This window comes from Pseudomonas sp. 05N432, from assembly GCF_056396945.1.
Map to the genome: position 1 here is coordinate 1 of NZ_JBFTMM010000072.1, position 598 is coordinate 598.

The following is a 598-nucleotide window of genomic DNA, read 5'->3' on the forward strand; positions in this document are numbered from 1 at the left end:
TCGACCACGGCGGCGATGGCGATGAACACCGCTGCCATACCGATCATGCTGTGCATGAACGCGACCAGCTCTGGCATCTTGGTCATTTCAACGCGTTTGGCCATGATCGAACCAGCAGTGCCGCCGATCAGCAGGCCGACGATGACGTAGCCGATACCGGCGGCGGTACCGCCTTGCTCAAGAGAGAGCGCGCCCAGTTTATAGATCAGGCCGATGGTAGTGACGATAGCCAGCGCCATGCCGAGCATTCCGTACACATTGCCGCGCCGCGATGTGGTCGGGTGCGACAGGCCTTTCAGGGCCTGGATGAAGCAGATCGAGGCGAACAAATACAGGGAGGTAACCAGGTTCATGCTCATGCTTTTTGTACCTCGACAGTGCCTGCTGCGGCCTTGGTCGCCGGAGCTTTCACAGGAGCTGCCTTCTTCTTGAACATTTCCAGCATGCGACGGGTCACCAGGAAACCACCGAACACGTTGACCGCCGCCAACGCTACAGCCAGGGTGCCCATGGTTTTGCCCAGCGGTGTCACGGTCAGCGCCGCCGCCAGCATGGCGCCGACGATCACGATCGCCGAAATGGCGTTGGTCACCGCCAT

The 598-nt window shown here is 60.4% G+C and carries 2 protein-coding genes; both read right to left on the bottom strand.

Features of this window, described 5'->3' with window-relative positions:
- On the bottom strand, positions 1 to 359 hold a 359-nt coding region (locus AC1DHT_RS29250), incomplete at its 3' end, for an NAD(P)(+) transhydrogenase (Re/Si-specific) subunit beta (protein WP_442114860.1).
- Positions 356 to 598: proton-translocating transhydrogenase family protein (locus AC1DHT_RS29255; RefSeq protein ID WP_442114861.1), on the bottom strand; the 243-nt coding region annotated here is incomplete at its 5' end. The genes AC1DHT_RS29250 and AC1DHT_RS29255, both read right to left, overlap by 4 nt.